This is a genomic window from Mycobacterium sp. DL440 (assembly GCF_011745145.1).
Lineage (GTDB): Bacteria > Actinomycetota > Actinomycetes > Mycobacteriales > Mycobacteriaceae > Mycobacterium.
Window position 1 is genome coordinate 3,459,685 of sequence record NZ_CP050191.1, and the last position, 22,059, is coordinate 3,481,743.

A 22,059-nucleotide genomic window follows, 5' to 3' on the forward strand; every position below is an offset into this window, starting at 1 on the left:
TCAATTCAGCTTCTCCCAATCCGGGTCGCCGTCACAAAGCGGGGTCGTCCGGCCAGGTCACGGCGTGCGGTGACCTCGGTGAAGTGCCCGTCACGGACGAAGGCCCCGGCCGACAGCTCGGAGGTGGTGTCGTCGTGCTCGACGGCGCAGGACGCACCGGCGCGCAACCACCGGGCGGCGAGGGTGACGATCGGCCGGATCACCGACATGCCGTCGGGTCCGCCGAACAACGCAGGCGCGGGATCATGTTCGGCCACTTCGGGTTCCAGGACCGCGGCCTCGGGGATGTACGGCGGATTGGACACCAGCAGGTCCACCTGGTCATCGAGTTCGGGCAGCAGACCGGGCGTGGTGACATCGGCGGCCAGGACCTCGACGCGCGTCCCCGCGGCGTTGCGGCGCGCGAACTCCAGGGCCGCGGGTGAGTTCTCGACGGCCAGCACGCGCGCATCGGGCCACTGCGCAGCCAGCGCCAGCGCCAGCGCACCCGAGCCCGTGCAGAGATCGACGATCAGTGGTTGATGCGAAGGACGTTGGCCTGGACCTGTTTTCAAGGCCCACTCGAGCAGCGCCTCGGTCTCCGGCCGCGGTATGAACACACCGGGACCGACCGTGAGCGTCAGCGGACCGAACGGTGCGGTGCCGGTCAGATGTTGCAGGGGAATCCGGCGGGACCGGGCGGCGACGAGTTCGTCGTAGGTCTGTTCGAACTGCTCACCGGCGTCGTCGAGAAACGCCAGTCGCCCACGATCGACACCCGCCACGTGCGCGGCCAGCAGCTCGGCGTCGATGCGCGGGGAGGCGACGCCGGCGGCGGCCAGCCGTGCCGTTGCGGCCTCGATCGCCTGCCGCACGGGGGTCATGACCTCGCCGGTGTGGCGGCTGAGGTCTCCTGCTGTAGCCGGGCCTGCTTGTCAGCGGCGCCCAGCGCGTCGAGCAGCGCGTCCATGTCTCCGTCGAGCACCTGGTCGAGGTTGTGCGCCTTGAAGTTGATGCGGTGATCCGCGATCCGGTTCTCGGGGAAGTTGTAGGTGCGGATCCGTTCGCTGCGGTCGACGGTGCGGATCTGGCTGGCTCGGTCGGCCGATGCGTCGGCCGACGCCTGCTCCTCGGCCAGGGCCTGCAGCCGAGCGGCGAGCACCACCATGGCCCTGGCCTTGTTCTGCAGCTGAGAACGCTCGTTCTGGCAGGTCACGACGATGCCGGTGGGCAAGTGCGTGATGCGAACCGCCGAGTCGGTGGTGTTGACTCCCTGGCCGCCCTTGCCTGAACTGCGGTAGACGTCGATGCGCAGGTCGGATTCGTCGATCTGCACCTGCTCGACGTCGTCTGGTTCGGGGTATACGAGCACCCCAGCCGCCGACGTATGCACGCGACCCTGCGATTCGGTGACCGGCACGCGCTGCACGCGGTGGACACCACCCTCGAACTTCATCCGCGACCACACGCCGTCGGCAGAATCGCCCTTGCCGGCGATGGTGATGGTGGCGTCCTTGTATCCGCCAAGGTCTGACCAGGTCTCGTCGAGCACGGTGACGGTCCAGCCGTGGCGCTCGGCGTACCGGATGTACATGCGGGCCAGATCGGCAGCGAACAGCGCCGATTCCTCCCCACCTTCCCCGGACTTGACCTCGAGCACGATGTCATCGGCATCGTGGGGATCCCGCGGGGCCAGCTGATCGGTGAGTTGCGCATCAAGTTCGGCGACCTTGGCGGTCAGCTCGTCCACCTCGTCAGCGAAGCTGGCGTCGTCGGCGGCGAGCTCACGAGCCGCCTCCAGGTCGCCGCGCGCGGCTTCGAGCTTTCGGTAGGTGCCGACGACGGGTGAGATCTGGGCGAAGCGCCGGCCCACCTTGCGGGCGGCTGACGCATCGGCATGCAGGTTGGGGTCGGCGAGTTGGCGCTCCAGGTCCGCGTGTTCGGCCAACAGCGCCTCGATCGCGGGAGCAATGTCTGTCACGTCAGCCTCCTCGACATGGGTCCGGAAACGAGAACAGCGCCCGGATCTGACGCATATGCGACAGATCGGGCGCCGTTGACGTAGCTACTTGTCGGCTGCGGCAGCCTGATCACCGGCAGGCTTGCGCTTGCCGTACCGCTTCTCGAAGCGGGCCACGCGGCCGCCGCTGTCGAGGATCTTCTGCTTGCCGGTGTAGAACGGGTGGCACTGCGAGCAGACCTCGACCACGATCTGGCCGCTCTGCTTGGTGCTGCGGGTGCTGAAGGTATTGCCGCAACCACAGTGCACCGTGGTCTCGACATACTCAGGATGAATGCCTGTTTTCATGGGTTCCTCTTCAATCGTTGGCCCGGGTCGCCCGCAATTCGGATGGACGTGAACCGGGACCGAGGGTCGGCGGTCCATTATGCCAGGTCAACCGCCAACCTCCTAAACGCGGCATGACCGGGGACTATTCCCCAGGCTAATCGTCAGAGAGCCGCGTAGACCGTGCCGTCGCGCTTCCACAGCACCCGGCCGGCCGGATCGGTACCGAGGACGACCAGTTCACGCTTGAGAATCTTGTTCGTCGCTGTGCTGGGCAGGTCGTCGGCGATCCAGACGTAGCGTGGCCAGGATTTCGGTGACAGATCCTGCTGCTGCGCCAGGAATACGCTGAACTCGTCGGGCGTCAATTCCTGACCGTCGCGCAGCACGACGGCGGCCATCACCTGGTCACCGACGAACTCGTCGGGCACCGGATAGACCGCAACCCGGCTGATCACCGGCTGCCGCAACAGGATTCGTTCGATCGGCGCCGCGGTGATGTTCTCGCCATCCACCCTCATCCAGTCCGCGGTACGCCCGGCGAGGTAGATCCAGCCATCGGCATCGCGGTAGGCCAGATCGCCCGACCAGTACATGCCGTGGCGCAGCCGTTCATCGGTCGCACCCTGGTCGTTGTGATAGCCGCGGAACATCCCGCTGCCGTTGGTGTTGACCAGCTCGCCTGTGGCGGCCTCGGCGTTGATCAGGGCCCCGGTGTCATCGAATTGTGCAGCCGGGCATTCCTCGAGGGTCTCCGGGGCGTAGATCGCCACGCCCGGGAAGCCCTGGCCGACACTGCCGGCGGGGGTGCCCTCGGAACGGGTGATGATGATCGCCAGTTCCGTCGAGCCGAATCCGTCCCACACGCTGCACCCGAACCGGCGGCTGAATTCGTCGATGTCGCGGTCGGCGGCCTCGTTGCCGAACGCCACACGCAGGGTGTTGTCGTGGTCGTCGGGTTGCTCGGCGGTGGCCAGGATGTAGGCCAGTGGCTTGCCGACGTAGTTCATGTACGTCGCGCCGTAACGGCGGATGTCCGGGAGGAACCCGGATGCGGAGAACTGTGCCGGCGCCATGGCCGCGCCCGAGCTGAGCGCCACGCCCCATCCGGCGTACACCCCGTTCGAGTGGAAGAGCGGCATGGCCAGGTAGCAGGTGTCCGCCTCGGTCAGGTCGTAGCGCTGCACCAGCGCGGCCGCCGAGAACAACACGATGGAATGCGCCACCTGAACGGCCTTGGGCTCGCCACTGGTGCCCGAGGTGAAGATCATCATGAAGGTGTCGTCGGGCCCGACCTCGCGGTGCGGGGTGAGTTCCTGCGGTGACCAGGTGGTGTCCGATACGTCGATGACGGTGACGCCCGGCAGGTCGAGACCGTCGAGCAGTCGCCGATGGTGTTCATCGACCAGGACGACCTGGCATTCGACCCGGGCGATGTCGCGGGCCAGCGCATCGCCCCGACGGGTGTTGTTGATGCCGCATAGCACGTAGCCGCCGAGCCCCGCTGCCGCCAGCGCGGTCAGCATGTCGGGCGTGTTGCCCAAAAGGGTGCCGACATGCAGCGGACGCAGCGCGTCGGCCGCCCCGATCAGGGTCGCAGCCTGGGCCTTCGCCTCGGCGATATGCTCACGCCAGGTCCAGCTCCGGTCGCCGTACTTGATGGCGACCGCCTCGCTCCCTTCGCGTTCCCGGAGCAACTGCTGCAGCGTTTCGGCCATCGGAATGATCCCCAAGCTCGGTGAAGAGTGAACAGATTAGAAAAACTGTCTACCATGGATGTGGCGCGACACGAAGCACCCTTGGCAGAATCATGTACCTAACGCCCCGCAACCGCCCCGAAGTTCAGGAGACGCCACAGTTGACCAGCACCACGGCACCCCGCAGCGTGCGAGATCGACTGATCGACGCTGCCGAGGAATGCCTGCGAACCAAGGGCATTCGTGCGACCACCGTCTCGGAGGTCGCCGAGGCCGCCGGAGTGTCCCGCGGGTGGCTCTACCGCCATTTCCCGGACAAGGTGACGCTGCTGGGCGCAGTGATCGTGCGACTCAATGACACGTTCTGGTCGGAAGCCCAGGCCATGCTCGAGCAGATCGAGGGCCTGGATCGCCAGATCGCCTGGGGTGTCGGCAACGGGCTGCGAGCCTATGACGATCCGGGCGCGGTGTTGATGAAACTCCGGACCGACGAGCCCGAGGAATTCGCGGCCTGTGCGGGCGCCGGCGTGCAGGGCATGATCCCGGACCTCGCCGAGTTCTGGTCGCCCTATCTGGCGGCCGCCCGCGACCGTGGCGAGGTCCGCGCCGACATCGACGTCCCCGAAGCATCGGAATGGGTTGCCCGCGTGTTGATCTCATTGGCGACAGTCCCGGGGAACACCCTGAATCCCAGTGACGGGGACGCGGTCCTCGCCCAGGTTCGGCGCTATTTGATGCCCGGGTTGCGCCCGGAGACAACTTCCTGACAGCACGCAAAAGGCCCCCGCGGACGGGGGCCTTGCGCGTCGCGATCCGGTCAGGCCGGGGTTAGTCGACGTCCATCGAGCCCGGAGTGGTCTTGGAGACCTGCACCAGGAACTCGTAGTTGGTCTTGGTCTTGCGCAGCTGGCTCATCAGCAGGTCGATGGCCTGATGCGAATCCAGTCCGGACAGCACGCGGCGCAGCTTGTGCACGATCGCGAACTCGTCCGGGCTGAGCAGCAGCTCGTCCTTGCGGGTACCCGACGGGTTGACGTCGACCGCGGGGAACACCCGGCGCTCGGCGATCTTGCGGTCGAGCTTGAGCTCGGCGTTGCCGGTGCCCTTGAACTCTTCGAAGATCACGGTGTCACCGGTGGAGCCGGTCTCGACCATTGCCGTGGCGATGATGGTCAACGAGCCACCGTGTTCGATGTTGCGCGCTGCACCGAGGAAACGCTTCGGCGGGTACAGCGCGGTGGAGTCCACACCACCGGACAGGATGCGGCCCGACGCCGGGGACGCGTTGTTGTACGCACGTCCCAGACGGGTGATCGAGTCCAGCAACACCACGACGTCCTTGCCCTGCTCGACCAGGCGCTTGGCCCGCTCGATCGCGAGCTCGGCCGCCTGGGTGTGGTCTGACGGCGGGCGGTCGAAGGTCGAGGCGATGACCTCGCCCTTCACCGAACGCTGCATGTCGGTGACCTCTTCCGGGCGCTCGTCGACGAGCACCACCATGAGGTGGCATTCCGGGTTGTTGCGGGTGATCGCGTTGGCGATGTCCTGCATGATCGTGGTCTTACCGGCCTTGGGCGGCGACACGATCAGGGCACGCTGTCCCTTGCCGATCGGCATGATCAGGTCGATCACGCGGGTGGTCAGCCGCTCGGGAGTGGTCTCCAGACGCAGCCGCTGGTTCGGGTACAGCGGGGTCAGCTTGGTGAAATCGGGCCGGTTCTTGGCCGCTTCCACCGGACCGCCGTTGACACTGTCCAGGCGCACCAGCGGGTTGAACTTCTGCCGCGGGTTCTGGCCTCCACCGCCCTCGCCCTCGCGGGCCACCCGGACCGCACCGGTGACGGCGTCACCACGGCGCAGACCGTTCTTGCGGACCATGTTCATCGACACGTACACGTCGTTCGGCCCGGCCAGGTAGCCCGAGGTGCGGACGAATGCGTAGTTGTCCAGGACATCGAGGATGCCGGCCACCGGTTGGACGACGTCGTCCTCGCGCAGTTCGGTGTCGTTGCCGCCCTCGGTGCCGCGCTCGCCACGACGGCGACGGTCGCGGTCGCGGAACCGGCGGCCGCGGCGGCCCTGACGGCCGTCCCCGTCCCCATCGTCATCGGCGTTGGAAGAGGCGTTGCCGCCCCGGTTCTGCTGGTTGTCCTGCTGATCGGACTGCTCGCGACCCTGACCCTTGTCCTGCTTCTGGTCGCGGTCCTGCTTCTGGTCGCGGTCCTGCTTGTTGTCGCGGTCCTGCTTGTTGTCGCGCTTGTCCTCGGCCTTGTTGGCAGAGTCGGACTGCTCGCGCTTGTCGCGCCGATCCTGCCGGTCGCGCTTGTCCTGCCTGGCAGGCTTTTCCTGCTGCTCGGCAGCGGGCGCGGCGTCCTTGGTGCTGGCATCAGGTGCGGCGCTGGCATCAGCTGCGGAATCAGCCTTCACCTCAGCCTCGGCGGATGTGTTGCCGGTGTCACCACCAGCGTCTTTACCAGCGTCGTCCTTGACGGCGTCGGCGGCCGGAGAACCGGCCTGACGCGTCGATCCGCGGCGCTCACGGCGACGGGTCGCCGGTTGCTCGGCAGTCTCGGCACCAGCGTCCGACTGGACGTCGACGGGGGCCTGCTTGGCCTCGGTGGTGGCACTGCTGGATTCACTACGGTGCGCGCGAATAGCTGCGATCAGCTCACTCTTGCGCAAACCGGACGCGCCTTCAACGCCGATTTCCTTGGCCAGCGCTCGCAGCTCAGGCAGCACCATGGTCGACAGCGCCGCGGGCCGGGCGCTCGAAGCGCGCCGCGCGGTGTCGGATCCGGGCGCAGAGGCAGCAGCCGGCGCCGCATTGTCAGCGGTCGCAGCGCTTTCAGATGTCACGGCGTTCGGCGAATCTCCGGTGCCATTGGCATTGTCAGCCGTGAAGAGGTCCGTATCTGTCACGGATTTCCTTTCTTTCCCTCGCTCATCAGGTCGTGCGAGGGTTCCCCAAAGGTCGATGCGCGTTCAGCTGAACCGCTGAGCGCGTAGCTCACACCGTCGCCTGCGCAACGGCGATCGCCAGGATCCGCCGATATTCGGCGAATCGTCAGTCCACGAGTAGAACACAAGAAGATTGGGTGGTCGTCCTGGTGTCGACGCAGGCAGAGACGCTGCGAGTGCTGGACGAAAGCGAGAATAACTCGCTTTGGTGAAGTAATCAAGCAACGTCAACACCGGGCGTGTAGCGCTCGGCTCTCCTTGTGTCGCACATCGTCAGTTCCTGGCGGCCACACCCGACGTCCAGCGGACGCCCGCTCCGACCGACATTTCCTTGACGCTGAACCCTTTGGCGGTGCCGTAATCCACGGCCTCACCAGGTAGTCCTACCTGCGAACTCAGTCCCAGAACCGTAGGTCCGGCCCCGGACAGCACTGCTGCAATACCACAACGCCGGAGCAGCTGGAGGTATTCCGCCGAGGCCGGCATCGCCGCCTCGCGTTGTGGTTGATGCAACACATCCTGCGTGGCGGTCATCAACAGATCGGGCCGCTCGGTCAGTGCCACCACCAGTAGGGCGGCCCGGCTGAGGTTGAAGCGGGCATCGACGTGGCTGACCTGCTCGGGCAGCACGGCCCGGGTCTCGGCGGTAGACGACCGCTGCTGCGGGACCGCGGGGAACAGGCGGATATCCGGATGCACCCGCACCGGCACCGCGCGGTACCTCGGTCGACCGTCGTCATCGGTTTCGGTCCAGGACACCACCGCCCCGCCCAGCACGGCCGCTGCCGCGTTGTCCGGGTGGCCTTCGAACTCACTGGACAGCTGGATCAGCTGATCCTCAGTCACGGTATCCGAACCCGCTTGCGCCACAAGGCCATTGACTACCGCCAAACCACCGACCACGGCAGCGGCCGATGATCCGAGCCCACGCGAATGTGGAATCTCGTTGCGGCAGCGCACGATCAGACCGGCGGCACGGTGGCCCGTGGCCTGCAACCCGGCCTCGATGGCGCGAACCACAAGATGCGTCGCGTCCAGCGGAACTTGACCCGCACCCTCGCCTTCAACCTCCAGCTGAAGGCCGGATTCGGTTGTCTCGACGATGATTTCGTCGTACAGGCTGAGCGCCAACCCCAGACTGTCGAAGCCTGGTCCGAGGTTGGCACTCGAGGCTGCGACGACAGCAGTGGCCGTGAGCCCGGCGGGCAGGGTCTGATTCACCAGGCTCAGACCAGTCCGAGTTTGGCGACGACGGCGACCGGATCGACGGGCACCGGGGTGACGGTGGGCATGTCCTTGAGCGCAGTGTCGGGATCCTTGAGGCCGTTGCCGGTGACGGTGCAGACCACTGTCGAGCCACGCTTGACCCAGCCGTCCTCGATCGACTTGAGCAGACCTGCCACGCTGGCCGCCGACGCCGGCTCGACGAACACGCCTTCGTTACGGGCGATCAGGTGATACGCCGCGAGGATCTCCTCATCCGTGGCGGCCAGGAAGCGGCCCTTGGACTGCTGCTGAGCCTCGACCGCACCGGACCACGACGCCGGCGAACCGATCCGGATGGCGGTGGCGATGGTCTCGGGCTCCTTGACCGGCTCACCCAACACCAGCGGGGCAGCTCCGGCGGCTTGGGTGCCGAGCATCCGCGGAAGCCGGTCCGACAGGCCGTCGCGGTGATACTCGGTGTAACCCTTCCAGTACGCGGTGATGTTGCCCGCGTTGCCCACCGGCAACGCATGGACGTCGGGGGCGGTGCCCAGTGCGTCGACAATCTCGAACGCGGCGGTCTTCTGCCCCTCGATGCGGTACGGGTTGACCGAGTTCACCAGCGCGATGGTCGGGAAATCCGCGGTGATCTTGCGGGCCAATTCGAGGCAGTCGTCGAAGTTGCCGTCGACCTGGATGATCTTGGCGCCGTACATGACGGCCTGCGCGAGCTTGCCCATGGCGATCTTGCCCTGCGGGATCAGCACGGCACAGGTGATACCGGCCTGAGCGGCGTAGGCCGCTGCCGAGGCCGAGGTGTTACCGGTGGAGGCGCACAGCACGGCCTCCTGTCCACGGGCCAGCGCCTCGGTGACCGCCACCGTCATGCCGCGGTCCTTGAAAGACCCGGTCGGGTTGAGTCCCTCGACCTTGAGATGCACTGTGCAGCCGGTGAGTTCGCTCAGCCGCTTGGCATGGATGAGCGGCGTGCCGCCCTCGAGCAAGGTGATCGGCGTCCAGTTCTCGCCGACCGGGAGGCGATCTCGGTAGGCCTCGATCAATCCCGGCCAGGGTCGGTGCACCGGCCCTGCACTGGTCTTTCCTTGCGTCCCGGGGTTCATGCGTTCGTTCCTTCCATACGCAGCACGCTGTTGATGGTCTGCACCACATCGAGATCGGCCAGTGCCTCGACGGTCTCCGAGAGCGCGGCATCGGTGGCCTGGTGGGTGACCACCACGATGCGGGCACCACTCGGCTGCCCGCCCTCGTCGAGCATGCCCTCCTGGCGCACCTCGGCGATGCCGACCTCGCGCTTGGCGAATTCGGCTGCCACCGCGGACAACACACCGGGACGATCGGAGACGTTCATGTTCACGTAGTAGCGGGTGGGGATGAAGCCGATCGGAGCGATCGGCAGCTTGGCGTACTTGGATTCCCGCGGACCACGGCCGCCCTGGACCCGGTTGCGCGCGGCCATCACAACGTCACCCATCACGGCCGACGCGGTCGGCACTCCCCCGGCGCCCTGGCCGTAGAACATCAGCCGGCCGGCCGCCTCGGCCTCGACCACCACCGCGTTGAAGGCGCCGTTGACCGCGGCCAGCGGGTGCGTCAACGGCACCAGCGCCGGATAGACGCGGGCCGAAACCCGTTGCTTGCCTTCATCGCTGGTGATCCGCTCGCAGATCGCCAGCAGTTTGATGGTGCAGCCCAGCGCTCGGGCCGACTCGAAGTCGGCGGCGCTCACCTTGGTGATGCCTTCGCGATAGACGTCGTCGGCAGTGACCCGGGTATGAAAAGCAATCGAGGCGAGAATCGCGGCCTTGGCCGCGGCGTCGTAGCCCTCGACGTCGGCGGTGGGATCAGCCTCGGCATAGCCCAACGCGCTGGCATCGGCCAGCGCCGAGGTGTAATCGGCTCCGGTGCTGTCCATCTCGGACAGGATGTAATTGGTGGTGCCGTTGACGATGCCGGCCACCCGCAGCACCGAATCACCGGCCAGTGACTGGGTCAGCGGACGGATGACGGGGATCGCACCAGCGACCGCGGCCTCGAAATACAGGTCGACGCGCGCCTTTTCGGCGGCCTGCGCCAGTTCGCCGGTGGACTGTGCCATCAGCGCCTTGTTGGCGGTGACCACTGACTTGCCCTGCTCGAGGGCGGCCAGGATGGCCTTGCGGGCCGGCTTCACCGGGCCCATCAACTCCACCACGATGTCCACGTCGTCGCGCGACACCAGCTCGACGATGTCGTCGGTGAGCAGATCCTCCGGCACGCCACGGTCACCGGAGACCTTGCGCACTCCGATGCCGCGCACCTCGAGCGGGGCGCCGATGCGGGCGGCGAGATCGGTGGCGCTCTCGTTGATGATGCGCACCACTTCGCTGCCGACGTTGCCCAGCCCCAGTACCGCTACGCCGATGGGCTTCTCACTCATTGACCACTCACCTCCAGGCTCAAAAGATCGTCGACGGTCTCCCGACGGAGCACCAACCGTGCCTTGCCGTCCTTCACGGCCACCACAGCAGGTCGGCACAACAGGTTGTACCGGCTCGACATCGAGTAGCAGTAGGCACCGGTGGCGGCAACGGCCAGCAAGTCACCGGGCCCGATGTCGTCGGAGACCCAGGTGTCGCGGACCACGATGTCGCCGGTCTCGCAGTGCTTTCCGACGATGCGCGCCAGCGTCGCGGGCGCGTCGCTGGTGCGGGACACCAGGCGGGCGTCGTACTCGGCGTCATACAGCGCCGGGCGGATGTTGTCGCTCATCCCGCCGTCGACGCTCACGTAGCGTCGCTGCGCAGTGGAGCTGATCGCCACGTCCTTGACGGTGCCGACCTCGTACAGCGTGATGGTCCCCGGCCCGGCAATGGCGCGGCCCGGTTCCACCACGAGCTTCGGTGTCGGCAGTCCCACCGCCTCGGACTCGCTGTGCACGATGGCCTTGAGCTTGTCGGCCAGTTCCTTCATCGGCGGCGGGTCGTCGGACGGGACGTACGAGATCCCCAGTCCCCCACCGAGGTCGATGACCGACATCTGCGATGTCTTCTCGACACCGAATTCGGACACGACGTCACGCAGCAGGCCGATCACACGGTGGGCGGCCACCTCGAAGCCGGCCACGTCGAAGATCTGACTACCGACATGGCAATGCAGGCCGACCAGCCGCAGGTTGTCGGTGACGAACACCTTGCGCACCGCATCCATCGCCGCGCCGCTTGCCAGCGACAGCCCGAACTTCTGGTCCTCGTGGGCGGTGGAGATGAACTCGTGGGTGTGCGCCTCGACACCGGGCGTCACCCGCACCAGCACATCCTGGACCACGCCGGCCGCCCCGGCGATGGCGTCCAGACGCTCGATCTCGATCTCGGAGTCCAGCACGATATGCCCGACCCCGGCCTTGACCGCAGCAGTGAGCTCGACGACGGATTTGTTGTTCCCGTGCACCGTGATTCGTTCCGGCGGGAAATCCGCGCGCAGTGCCACCGCCAGCTCACCGCCAGTCGCCACGTCGAGCGAGAGACCTTCGGCATTGACCCAGCGGGCGATCTCGGTGCAGAGGAACGCCTTGGACGCATAGTGGACGTGCTCACCGCCGCCGAAGGCTGCGGCGATGTCGCGGCAACGGGACCGGAAGTCGTCCTCGTCGATCACGAACAACGGGGTGTCGTAGTCGGCCGCCAACTCGGTGACCGGCACTCCGGCTATCGACACCACACCGTCGTCGCCGCGAACCAGGTTGCGCGGCCACACGTTCGGGGCCAGCAGCAGGATCTCTTCTGGAGACTGAGGTTTGGCGGGGGCGCCCGGGTGGTGGACCTCTTCGGCGTGCCGGGGGCCGGCGGGGTGCGCGTTCACATGCGCTCCGGGGCACTGACGCCGAGGATGGCCAGACCGTTGGCGATCACCTGGCGGGTGGCCTCACACAGCGCGAGCCGCGCCGAATTCAGGTCGCCCGGTTCTTCATCGCCCTGCGGCAGCACGCGGCAGGCGTCGTAGAACCGGTGATAGTCGCCGGCCAGGTCTTCCAGGTACCGGCACACGCGGTGCGGTTCACGTAGTGCCGCAGCGGCTTTGAGCACACGCGGGAACTCACCCAGGTTGCGGATCAGGATGCCCTCTTTGTCGTGGGTCAGCAGATCCAGGTGTGCGGCATCGGCGGCGACCCCGAGATCGGCGGCGTTGCGGGCCAGCGCCGACAGCCGGGCGTGCGCGTATTGCACGTAGTAGACCGGGTTTTCGCTGGACGCGCTGGACCAGAGCGCCAGATCGATGTCGATCGGCGTGTCCACCGAGGACCGGATGAGCGAATACCGCGCGGCGTCGACGCCGATGGCCTCGACCAGATCGTCGAGGGTGATGACAGTGCCGGCACGCTTGCTCATCCGGACCGGCTGGCCGTCGCGGACCAGGTTGACCATCTGGCCGATCAGCACCTCGACGGTGGCCGGGTCCTCCCCCAGTGCGGCCGCAACGGCCTTGAGCCGGGCGATGTAGCCGTGGTGGTCCGCGCCGAGCATGTAGATGCACAGGTCGAACCCGCGTTCGCGCTTGTCCAGGTAATAGGCGATGTCCCCGGCGATATAAGCCGGGTTGCCGTCGCTCTTGATGACGACGCGGTCCTTGTCGTCACCGAATTCGGTGGTGCGCAACCAGGTTGCGCCGTCCTTCTCGTAGATACTGCCGGTCTCACGCAGCTTGGCGATGGCCTGCTCGACGCGGCCGGAGGTGTGCATCGAGTCTTCGTGGGTGTAGACGTCGAACTCGGTGCCGAACTCGTGCAGCGACTCCTTGATGTGGGTGAACATCAGGTCCACACCGATCTCGCGGAAGGCTTCCTGCTGTTCGTCGGCGGGCAGGCTCATCGCATCGGGCCGCTTGGCCAGCACGGACGCGGCGATGTCGTTGATGTAGGTACCCGCGTACCCGTCCTCCGGGGCCGGCTCCCCCTTGGCCGCGGCGACCAACGAGCGGGCGAAGCGGTCGATCTGGCCGCCGTGGTCGTTGAAGTAGTACTCGCGGGTGACGTCGGCGCCTTGAGTCGACAGCAGCCGTCCCAGCGCATCGCCCACGGCGGCCCAGCGGGTGCCGCCGATGTGGATGGGCCCGGTCGGGTTGGCCGAGACGAATTCGAGGTTGACCTTCTCGGCGAGTTCGGTCGAGTTGCCGTAGCCCGCGCCCGCGGTAAGCACGTTGGTGACGATGACGCCCTGCGCAGAGGCCTCGATACGCAGGTTGACGAAGCCGGGTCCGGCGACCTCAGCGGAGGCGATGCCGTCGGCCGCGGCCAGGGCGGTGGCCAGCCAGCCCGCCAGCTCGCGCGGATTGATCCCGACCTTCTTACCGAGCTGCAGCGCGAGGTTGGTCGCATAGTCGCCGTGCTCAAGGTTGCGCGGGCGCTCGACCGTGACGGTGTCGGGCAACGCGGCGGTGTCCAGGTCATGTTCGGTCAGCACTGCGGCGGCAGTAGCCTTGAGCAGCTCTGCAAGGTCAGCGGGGGTCACGAGGGTCCATCCTATGGTCTGGGGTCCCCGCGCCCCGAATCCGTATTCGCTCTTCCATGCGCTACGCTATGCAAGCCCAATCGGCGCAGCTGAACTCCAGCCCGCGCCCCCGTAGCTCAGGGGATAGAGCGTCTGCCTCCGGAGCAGAAGGCCGCAGGTTCGAATCCTGCCGGGGGCACCCACACAAAATACCAGTTTACCTGCGTTAACAGCCCGAATCACGGCTGTTGATTCCTCTTCGCCCAGGCCCATGCGGTCAGCCGCCAATCGCCTTCGATTTCGCGCAGCGCGATCGTGAAGACGGCACCCGTCTGCGTGACCTTCTGACCTTTCAGATCGAACGTCATCATCGCCGGAACGACGACGTATGCGGACTCGTCGGTGACGTTCACATGCCGTGGCTCGTCGAGCGTGATCCGATAACCCGACGCGCCCAGCTGCTCGCCCTCGGCCAGGACGTCGCGCCACCAGTCCTGAGTGGCGGTCCGCCGCCATTAGACCGTTCGGCTCAGACACGCGCAATCTCTATAGAATATTTTCTATAGAGCGCTACGGAAGGAAGCCAGTGATCACCTTGTCCGCCGAAGAGCAGGCCATCGTCGAAACCGTCCGCGACTTCGTCGACAAGCAGGTGCGTCCCGTCGTCCGCGAACTCGAACATGCCAACACCTACCCCGAAGAACTCATCGAGGCAATGAAGGAGATGGGTATCTTCGGGCTGGCGATCCCGGAACCGTATGGCTTCGCCGCGGTTTCGATGCCGTGCTATGCCCAGGTCACCGAAGAGCTCGCCCGCGGGTGGATGAGCCTGGCCGGCGCAATGGGCGGGCACACCGTGGTGTCAAAGCTGTTGTTGCAGTTCGGCACTGAGGAGCAAAAAGGCAAGTACCTGCCCCGGATGGCCACCGGCGAGCTTCGGGCCACGATGGCACTCACCGAACCCGGCGGCGGCTCCGATCTGCAGGCCATGCGCACCGTCGCAACGAAAGACGAGTCGGGCTACGTGATCAACGGGTCGAAGACCTGGATCAGCAATGCCCGCAAGGCCGGCCTCGTCGCGCTGTTGTGTAAGACCGACCCGGCCGCCTCCCCCGCCCACAAGGGTGTGTCGATCCTGTTGGTGGAGAAGGTCCCCGGTTTCACGGTGTCCAAGGACCTCCCGAAGCTGGGATACAAGGGCGTCGAGAGCTGTGAGATCAATTTTGTTGACTGCCACGTGGATTCGGACGCGCTGCTGGGCGGCGTGGAGGGACGTGGCTTCGCGCAGATGATGAAGGGACTCGAGGTCGGCCGGATCCAGGTCGCCGCCCGGGCGACCGGGGTAGCCCGCGCCGCGTTCGACGACGCGCTGCAGTATGCCCAGGACCGGGAGAGCTTCGGGGTTCCGATCTGGAAGCATCAGTCGGTCGGCAACATGCTCGCCGACATGGGCACCAAGCTCTACGCCGCGCGCAGCCTCCTGCTCGATGCCGCCGAGCGCATCGACGGCGGCGGGCGTTGCGACATGGAGGCCGGGATGGCCAAGCTGTTCGCCTCCGAGACCGCGATGGAGATCGCGCTGAGCGCCGTGCGCATCCACGGCGGCTACGGCTACTCCACCGAGTACGACGTCGAACGCTATTTCCGCGACGCACCGCTGATGATCGTCGGCGAGGGCACCAACGAGATCCAGCGCGGCGTGATCGCCAAGCAACTCGTCAAGCGCGGCGGACTCGACATCTGAGGCCCGCTGACATGACCGGAAACTCGAAGAGACGGACGCCGATGCGGTTGTCCGACATCGCCTCGGCCCACGTGCGCGAGCTCATCGTCTCGGGGCAGCTGCATTCCGGCGAGTTCATTCGCCCGGAGACCGTCGCTGACGAACTCGGCATCAGCGCCACCCCGGCACGCGAAGGTCTGCTGCAGCTTCAGACCGAGGGCTTTCTGTCCGTCGAGCCTCGACGCGGCTTCATGGTGACCGCGCTGTCGAGCGACGACATCCGCGACATCTACGACGCTCAGGCACTGTTGGGCGGTGAACTCACCGCCCGCGCCGCCGCCACGATCACGCCGGCGACAGTCGACGAACTCGAGCGGATCCAGGACGCGCTCGAACGTGCCGCTGCGGCCGGAGATTTCGACGAAGAGGAACGCCTCAACCATCAGTTCCACGCCCTGATCTACCGGCTGAGCGGTTCCCGCAAGATGCGCTGGCTGATCAAAACGACGCTGGCCTATGCGCCCCGCAAGTTCTTCGCCGCGGTGGAAGGGTGGCCCGAGGCCTCGGCCCAGGATCACCGCGCCGTCATCGAGCACCTGCGAGCAGGAGATCCCGATCAGGCCCGCGCCGCGATGTCCCGACATATCCGCAATGCCGGTGCGCTACTCGCCGATCACCATGGCAAACACGTCTCCACACGTCGAACAGATCTTGAATCGGTTGTTCGCGCCCGCAAATAAGCCTTCAGCAAACTCCAAACAAGGTATACAGTGGCTCCATCGCGTCGGTATTCGAACAGGTGACGCGGGAGTGGTGGTGGTGATCAGGGGGAGGAACCCTCCAATACCGCCCACGTATCAGTGGTGATCCGTCAACAGCGGGTCACCACTGATCTGTGTACGGGCTACTCCGCCTCCCCCACCCCGAGCGCAGCGAGCAGCGCCTCGCGATGCGCGACGAACTCCGGGTTGCGGTACGTGCGGGCCTCCGGAGTCTGGAAATCCAGGTGGCGATCCACGACGAACGTTCCGCCGTCGAGGACGAGAACCCGGTCGGCCAGGGTGACCGCCTCGTCGACATCGTGGGTCACCAGCAGTACCCCGGGTTCGTATTTCGCGCACAGCTCTTTGAGCAGGTGGTGCATGCGCACCCGCGTCAGGGCGTCGAGGGCCCCGAAGGGCTCATCCGCCAGCAATAGCGCGGGATTGCGCACCAGTGAGCGGGCCAAGGCCACGCGTTGCTGCTCGCCGCCGGACAGCTCGTACGGCCAAGCCTGCTCGCGCCCGGCCAGGCCGACATCGTCGAGCACAGCGCTGGCCTGTTGCCTGACCTCGCGGCCGGACAAACCGAGCGCAACGTTGTCGAGCACCCGCGCCCACGGCAGCAGCCGGGAATCCTGGAACACCACCGACACATCGCGGGCGACGTACAGGTCCCCTGTTCCGGCTACCCCGTGGTCCAACCCGGCCAGAGCGCGCAGCAGCGTGCTCTTACCAGAGCCGCTGCGGCCGAGCAGGGCCACGAATTCGCCCTTGCGGATCGTCAGGTCCACCGCATCGAGAATCGTTGTGCCACCGAATGAACGGCTGAGCTCACGGACGACAGCGACTTCTTCGGTCAGGTTCCCAGCGCGCGCCGCCACGACAAGGCTCTCCTCTCCACGGCCCTGACCGCATAGTCCCCGGTGAGCCCGAACACCGCGTAGACCAGCAGTCCGACCACCACGACGTCGAGCTGCCCGTACAGCCGGGCCTGGGTCATCAGATAGCCGATGCCGCTGGTCGCATTGACCTGTTCGACGACCACCAGCGCGGTCCACGAGATGGTGACCGCGAGCCGCAGCCCGGTGAAGAACCCGGGTAGGGCACCCGGGATGGCCACCTTGCGGATGAACTGACTGCGCGACAGCCCAACGGTTTCAGCCAGTTCGACGTGCCGCAGGTCGACACCCTTGAGCTGCGCGGTGGTGTTGATGTAGACGGGGATCAGCACGCTGGTGGCGATGATGATGATCTTCATGGTGTCGCCGATGCCGAACCAGATGATCGCCAGCGGGATGATGGCGAGAGTCGGCACCGCGCGCTTGACCTGGACCGGCCCGTCGACGATGGCCTCCCCGATGCGGCTCAGCCCCGAGATGAGCGAAAGCGCCAGGCCCAGTGTCACACCGATGGCCAGCGAGATCGACGCCAGTTTGAGTGACGCCAGAATATTCGTCGGCAACCGGCCGTCCGACCACATCTCGCCGGCGGTGCGCAGGATGTCCAGCGGCGGCGGCAGGGTGCGCGGATCGAGGATGCCGAGTTGCGAGGTGACGATCCAGACGGCCAGTAGCAACAGCGGTCCGATCGCGAGCGACGCGGGGATCGCCCGGCCCGGCCCCAACCGTCGCCGCCGTTGTGCTCCCGATCGGCGTTCCAGGTGCGGATAGTCCTGGCGTTCGACGGCCTCCGCTTCCGCCGTCGCCGAAGAGGGTGCCGTCTGGACGGTGGTCACTGGTTGCCTGCCGATGTCGCGTTGAGATCAGCGAAGCGGGGATCGAATTCGTCCCTGGCGTGCAACGTCTTTCCTGGGAACGCGCCGGCCTGCTGAAGCAGGTCGATCGTCTCCTGCTGGGTGTTGATCAGCTCATCGGTGAATCCCGGCACCGAGGAGCGTCCGTCGGCTGCCGCGATCGCCTTGGCATCCTCCGGGCCGACCTTCTGGTCTTTGATCAGATACTCGTCGATCCAGGTCTGCTTGTGGTCGTTGAGCCACTGCTCGGCGCGGTACCACGCAATGACGAACTCACGGATGGCCGCGGCGCGTCCCGGATCGGACAGCGCTTCCAGGCTGGCGTAGACGTAATACAGACCGGGATAAGCGCCTGGGGCATTGGGGATTTCGATGCTCCCCTCCCCCTTGGTGGAGGTGAGGTAGCGGACACGGTCCGGTTGCTTGAGCACCGCGGCGTTGACCTGGTCGGCACGCAGGCCGTCGGCGAACTCGGCCAGGCCCAGATTGACCGGCTGCACGTCCTTGATGCTCAGGCCCACGGACTTGAGATTGCGCAGCACGACCGCCTGTTGCGCCGTGCCCTCGTTGATCGCGATCTTCTTGCCCGCCAGGTCTTTCAGCGTCGAGATGCCCGACCCGGGCGAGGTGGCCAGCACCAGCCCGTTCCCGTCGTATTTCACGGCACCGACGATCGGCACCCCGGCGTCCGAATAGTGCGCGAGGATGGGCGGCACATCGCCGACCCGGCCCAATTGTGCGTTGCCGGAACGGATTGCCTCCAGGCGCAGCGGTCCGCTGCTGAAGTTGGCGTAGGTGACGTCGGCGCTGAGCCGGTCCTGCTCGCCCGAGAGTTTGAACAGTGTCTTGAGCCGGTTCGCGTCATCAGCCACCACCAGGCTGGTGCCCTTCGGAACCGCCACCGGAATCGGTGCGTCGGCCGACAGGCCGCCGGCACCCGACGCACCGGATCCGGACGACTGGCAGGCGGCTACCACGCTTGCAACGAGGCCGGCGGCCAGAATCACCCGGGTCACGCGGGTCAACGGATTACGCATATCAAGTTCCCTGTCAGCTCGCCGCCGACACGGCAGCGTCCGTGTCGGTACTGAATCGGTTGGCCGGCCGGTCCAAACCGAGGTGGTCACGGAGTGTGGTGCCGGTGTATTCCTCACGGAAGATGCCGCGGCGCTGCAACTCTGGAACCACCTGGTCGACGAAATCGGTCAGTGACGACGGCAACGCCGGCGGGATGAGGTTGAATCCGTCGGCCCCACCGGTGGTGAACCATTCCTCGATGGTGTCGGCAACCTGTTCGGGAGTGCCGGCGAACAACCGGTGCCCGCGGCCGCTGCTGAGCCGCAGCAGCAACTCACGGACGGTGAGGTTCTCGGTTTCCACCAGACGCTTCACCAGGGCGAGTCGGCTCTTGATGAACGTGTCGCCCGGATCCTCGGACGGGAAGCTCAGTTTCCGTTCGAGATCGTCCTTGGTCACCGTGAAGCCGACGATGGCGCTCAGCTGATCCAGCCCGTAATCAGGCACCGTGAGGTCCTCGAATTCGCGCTGACGCTGGTGGGCCTCAGCTTCGGTGCCGCCGATGATCGCCGACAATCCGGGCAGGACGTGCACCTGGTCGGGGTTGCGACCATGGCGGCGGACGCGCGCCTTGACGTCGCGGTAGAAGTCTCTGGCCTCCTCCAGCGTGGGCTGTGCGGTGAAGATGGCCTCGGCGTACCTGGCGGCGAGATCCTTACCGGGCTCGGATGATCCGGCCTGGAACAGCACCGGGTGCCCTTGCGGAGAGCGCGGCACTTCCAGCGGCCCCGCCACGTCGAAGTACGGCCCGGAATGGTTGATGGCATGGATCTTGGCCGGATCCACGAAGCGCGGCGCCACCTTGTCGCCGACGATGGCGTCGTCGTCCCAGCTGTCCCACAACTTCAACGCGACCTGAAGAAACTCATCGGCACGCCGGTAGCGCTCTGCGGGGTCCGGGTGACTCGGCACCCCGAAGTTGGCCGCGGCCGACGCGTTGGCCGTCGTCACCACGTTCCAGCCGGCTCGACCCCGGCTCACATGGTCCAGTGTGGCAAATCGCCGCGCCAGGCCGTACGGGTCGTTGTACGTGGTGGATGCCGTCGCGATCAGCCCGACGCTCGTGGTGGCCCCGGCCAGCGCGGCGACCAAGGTGACCGGATCCAGAGCGTCGAACGGGCGAAACTCGGTCTGGTCCTTGAGCACTGGGTGATCGGCAAAGAAAACCGCGTCGAGCTTTCCGCGCTCGGCGATGCGGGCCAGTTCGATGTAGTGAGCGATGTCGGTGATGCCGGCCAGATCGGTTTCGGGAAGGCGCCACGCCGCTTCGTGCTGGCCGATATTGCGCAGAAATGCGTTGAGGTGCAACTGCCGTGCGGGCGCAGCCATGGCGACGAGCTCCTTTGGACGGTGAACGGGCTGCATCCATTTCAGGGGCCAAGGTGTGCTGCGAGAACAGTTAAGATCAGCGAAATTCCAGCTAACACGCAGACAGCACACGAGCGTGGGGGCTCGTGTGCTGTCTGCGGGTGCTTCGGTGGGGTTTAGCCCAGGCCGGTCCACTTCTTCAGAACCTTGCCCGGGAAGCCGCCCCACTTCTCGGCGGTCTTGCCGGGGAAGGTCGCCCACTTCTCGGCCGTCTTACCCGGGAAACCGCCCCACTTCTCGGCCGTCTCGCCGGGGAACTTCGTCCATTTGTCGACGATGGGGCTCTCCGGCAGATCGACCCCACCGGTGAGCGCACTCTTGGCGGCGTCGGTGACGGCATCGGTGACCGACGAGGACACGCGGTCGCACGGCGAGCACCCGACGGTGCTGTTGCCCTTGGAATCGGCCGAGGCCGGCGCGGACAGCGCCACGGCGGCGCCGAGTGCCCCAGCCGCCAGGGTCGTGGCGATCAAGCTCTTCTGGATCATGAGTTCCCCAACTGTCGTATCCGCCGCCGTCTGACGACGACGTGGATTAATACGCTAGTGCCAGAATCCCGCGAGCGCCGATCGCGGACGCACCGTTGACATCGTTTGCTGTAGCTGGCCTCACGCCGGATTGCCCTTCGCTGTACCCGACAACGCCTCTAGCTCACGGCACCCCACCCGAACAACCGGTAACCGATAGGTGAACAACAGCGCAACCGCACGTCTTTGTGCCTGATGAGCAGGAATTCTTGCGGAAACCCTGGCAGCTGTCGCCAGGCCGTTCCCGAGCCTGACAACGCCGGGAACCTCGCCGCAGAACAGAGATCCAGGCGACGCCGACGCCTATTCCATGATCTTGCTCACGTTTTGCTGAAATAGCGTGGGCGGAGGATTTCAGGCGAGGACTTTGGCCACCTCGGCCACCCGGCGCAGCTGGTCGATGTCGGAGCTGGTCGGGATCAGATGTACCTCGTCGGTGCCGATGTCCTCGAACTTGCCGAGCACCTCGACCAATTCCTCTTCGGTACCGGCCCAGCCCGTCATGGGAGCCATGGCGTCGACGTATTCAGCCGGGATCCAGTTCATATACCGGCGCAGGTGCCGGTGTACCTGCGCGCGGGCCTCCTCGGGTCTACCGAGCGCGAACCAGAATGAGGTGGCCAGGTGCGGCTTGGGTTTGCCGGCCGCGGCCCACGCGGTCCGGGCGACGTCGAACAACTCGGCTTGGCGGGCCAGATCCAGATCCAAGGTTGTGCCGGCCACGCCGTCGGCCCAGACCGCGGCGTCCCGGATGGTCTTGGGCCCGATCGAGCCGATCTGCAGTGGCGGCCCACCGCTCTGAACCGGTGGCGGCCCGACTGGAAGCACCGAGTCGGTGACCCGCTCGCCGGCCCACACCCGCTTCATCACCGCGACCCGCTCGGCCATTCCCCGCCGGGTCTGGGACGCCGGGTCGGCGCCGACCGCGTGATAGTCCTCGTGGCGACCGCCGACACCAATGCCCACGGTCAACCGCCCGCCGCTGAGCAGATCACCGGTGGCCAGGCCCTTGGCCAGCATCACCGGATTGTGCAGCTGCGGCACCACAACGGTGGTGACCAGCCGCACCCGGTCGGTCCAGGCCGCCAGCGCGCCCAGCAGGGTCAGGCTGTCGGGATTGTCGAAGGCGATGCGCTCGCCCCAGCACAGCGACGAGAACGGGCCTCCGTCGATGACGTGCGCCCAAGACCGCAGCGTCGTCGCATCCAACTGAGGTTCCATGACCGGCATCGTCATACCC

20 protein-coding genes and 1 tRNA gene are annotated in these 22,059 nt (G+C 66.4%); 4 read left to right on the plus strand and 17 right to left on the minus strand.

The window, feature by feature from the left end; all coding sequences use genetic code 11:
• Positions 1–5 precede the first annotated feature (5 nt).
• The 4 genes from prmC to fadD1 all read right to left on the minus strand — a co-directional run bounded on the left by prmC (position 6) and on the right by fadD1 (position 3,984).
• Positions 6–863: a peptide chain release factor N(5)-glutamine methyltransferase gene (gene prmC / locus HBE63_RS16650; protein WP_166905722.1), complete on the minus strand. Its 858-nt coding sequence runs from the start codon at positions 861–863 to the stop codon at positions 6–8.
• Positions 860–1,960, minus strand: coding sequence for a peptide chain release factor 1 (gene prfA, locus HBE63_RS16655; RefSeq protein ID WP_166905723.1), 1,101 nt, complete (start codon positions 1,958–1,960; stop codon positions 860–862). Before prfA ends, prmC begins: the two co-directional genes overlap by 4 nt.
• Positions 1,961–2,044: 84 nt before the next feature.
• The gene (rpmE, locus tag HBE63_RS16660) at positions 2,045–2,287 is read right to left on the minus strand and encodes a 50S ribosomal protein L31 (RefSeq protein ID WP_029108203.1); all 243 of its coding nucleotides are present in this window, start codon (positions 2,285–2,287) and stop codon (positions 2,045–2,047) included.
• A gap of 143 nt (positions 2,288–2,430) precedes the next feature.
• On the minus strand, positions 2,431–3,984 hold the full coding sequence (gene fadD1 / locus HBE63_RS16665; protein WP_166905724.1) for a fatty-acid--CoA ligase FadD1: 1,554 nt from the start codon (positions 3,982–3,984) through the stop codon (positions 2,431–2,433).
• Between the two features lie 92 nt (positions 3,985–4,076).
• Here fadD1 and HBE63_RS16670 point away from each other — a divergent pair, with 92 nt between their 5' ends.
• Entirely contained in the window at positions 4,077–4,730 is a 654-nt protein-coding gene (locus tag HBE63_RS16670; protein ID WP_166905725.1) for a TetR/AcrR family transcriptional regulator, read from the plus strand.
• Between the two features lie 61 nt (positions 4,731–4,791).
• Here HBE63_RS16670 and rho read toward each other — a convergent pair whose 3' ends face one another.
• From rho to argS, 6 genes are all read right to left on the minus strand, one after another.
• On the minus strand, positions 4,792–6,882 hold the full coding sequence (rho, locus tag HBE63_RS16675; RefSeq protein ID WP_166905726.1) for a transcription termination factor Rho: 2,091 nt from the start codon (positions 6,880–6,882) through the stop codon (positions 4,792–4,794).
• Between the two features lie 312 nt (positions 6,883–7,194).
• Positions 7,195–8,142, minus strand: coding sequence for a homoserine kinase (thrB, locus tag HBE63_RS16680; protein WP_166905727.1), 948 nt, complete (start codon positions 8,140–8,142; stop codon positions 7,195–7,197).
• Between the two features lie 5 nt (positions 8,143–8,147).
• Complete coding sequence (thrC, locus tag HBE63_RS16685) at positions 8,148–9,248, minus strand: threonine synthase (RefSeq protein WP_166905728.1); 1,101 nt, start codon at positions 9,246–9,248, stop codon at positions 8,148–8,150.
• Complete coding sequence (locus tag HBE63_RS16690) at positions 9,245–10,564, minus strand: homoserine dehydrogenase (protein ID WP_166905729.1); 1,320 nt, start codon at positions 10,562–10,564, stop codon at positions 9,245–9,247. Before HBE63_RS16690 ends, thrC begins: the two co-directional genes overlap by 4 nt.
• Positions 10,561–11,901, minus strand: a complete 1,341-nt coding sequence (gene lysA / locus HBE63_RS16695) for a diaminopimelate decarboxylase (RefSeq protein WP_208301466.1) — start codon at positions 11,899–11,901, stop codon at positions 10,561–10,563. Before lysA ends, HBE63_RS16690 begins: the two co-directional genes overlap by 4 nt.
• Positions 11,902–11,981: 80 nt before the next feature.
• Entirely contained in the window at positions 11,982–13,631 is a 1,650-nt protein-coding gene (gene argS, locus HBE63_RS16700) for an arginine--tRNA ligase (RefSeq protein ID WP_166905731.1), read from the minus strand.
• Between the two features lie 105 nt (positions 13,632–13,736).
• Between argS and HBE63_RS16705 the strand changes: the two genes are divergently transcribed.
• A tRNA-Arg gene (locus HBE63_RS16705) sits at positions 13,737–13,809 on the plus strand.
• Positions 13,810–13,849: 40 nt separating this feature from the next.
• On the opposite strand, the gene HBE63_RS16710 is transcribed toward HBE63_RS16705, so the two are convergent.
• Positions 13,850–14,023: a hypothetical protein gene (locus HBE63_RS16710; RefSeq protein ID WP_166905732.1), complete on the minus strand. Its 174-nt coding sequence runs from the start codon at positions 14,021–14,023 to the stop codon at positions 13,850–13,852.
• Between the two features lie 173 nt (positions 14,024–14,196).
• On the opposite strand from HBE63_RS16710, the gene HBE63_RS16715 reads away from it, so the two are divergent.
• Entirely contained in the window at positions 14,197–15,354 is a 1,158-nt protein-coding gene (locus HBE63_RS16715; RefSeq protein WP_208301144.1) for an acyl-CoA dehydrogenase family protein, read from the plus strand.
• 41 nt (positions 15,355–15,395) lie between these two features.
• On the plus strand, positions 15,396–16,073 hold the full coding sequence (locus HBE63_RS16720) for a GntR family transcriptional regulator (RefSeq protein WP_371814767.1): 678 nt from the start codon (positions 15,396–15,398) through the stop codon (positions 16,071–16,073).
• A 164-nt stretch (positions 16,074–16,237) separates the two neighbouring features.
• On the opposite strand, the gene HBE63_RS16725 is transcribed toward HBE63_RS16720, so the two are convergent.
• From HBE63_RS16725 to HBE63_RS16750, 6 genes are all read right to left on the minus strand, one after another.
• Positions 16,238–16,975, minus strand: coding sequence for an ABC transporter ATP-binding protein (locus tag HBE63_RS16725; protein WP_166905733.1), 738 nt, complete (start codon positions 16,973–16,975; stop codon positions 16,238–16,240).
• A complete protein-coding gene (locus tag HBE63_RS16730; protein ID WP_166905734.1) occupies positions 16,951–17,829 on the minus strand; it encodes an ABC transporter permease in 879 nt (292 codons plus the stop codon). Before HBE63_RS16730 ends, HBE63_RS16725 begins: the two co-directional genes overlap by 25 nt.
• A complete protein-coding gene (locus HBE63_RS16735; RefSeq protein ID WP_243858094.1) occupies positions 17,826–18,884 on the minus strand; it encodes an ABC transporter substrate-binding protein in 1,059 nt (352 codons plus the stop codon). The genes HBE63_RS16730 and HBE63_RS16735 overlap by 4 nt, the downstream gene beginning before the upstream one ends.
• A 13-nt stretch (positions 18,885–18,897) precedes the next feature.
• Positions 18,898–20,253: an LLM class flavin-dependent oxidoreductase gene (locus HBE63_RS16740; protein ID WP_166905735.1), complete on the minus strand. Its 1,356-nt coding sequence runs from the start codon at positions 20,251–20,253 to the stop codon at positions 18,898–18,900.
• Between the two features lie 155 nt (positions 20,254–20,408).
• Positions 20,409–20,780, minus strand: a complete 372-nt coding sequence (locus HBE63_RS16745) for a hypothetical protein (protein WP_166905736.1) — start codon at positions 20,778–20,780, stop codon at positions 20,409–20,411.
• A 393-nt stretch (positions 20,781–21,173) separates the two neighbouring features.
• A complete protein-coding gene (locus tag HBE63_RS16750) occupies positions 21,174–22,055 on the minus strand; it encodes an LLM class flavin-dependent oxidoreductase (protein ID WP_166909888.1) in 882 nt (293 codons plus the stop codon).
• Between the last annotated feature and the right edge of the window lie 4 nt (positions 22,056–22,059).